The sequence below is a fragment of the Kineococcus sp. AC630 genome (assembly GCF_979255925.1).
On record NZ_CEEDMJ010000130.1, the window covers coordinates 1 to 241 of the forward strand.

Annotated in this window: 1 protein-coding gene; it reads left to right on the forward strand. The window is 75.5% G+C overall.

All coding sequences use genetic code 11. The features are described from left to right. Positions 1-241: glycosyltransferase (locus tag AC0I8G_RS26125; RefSeq protein ID WP_471732534.1), on the forward strand; the 241-nt coding region annotated here is incomplete at both ends.

Below are 241 nucleotides of genomic sequence, written 5' to 3' on the forward strand. Positions count from 1 at the left end.
CTGGAAGCCCGCTGCGTCGGCCTGCCCGTCGTCGCGATGGCCTCCAGCGGGGTCCGCGAGTTCGGCCGCCACGACGTGGAAGGTCTGCTGGCCCTCGACGACGCCGACGCCGTCCGGCACCTGCACGACCTGGCCAGCAACCAGGGCCGACGCGGTCGGATCCGGGAGCACAACCGCGTCACGACACCGGCGGCGACCTGGCCCCGGCCCCTGGCGAGCCCGCTGGCGCAGTACCGGCGTG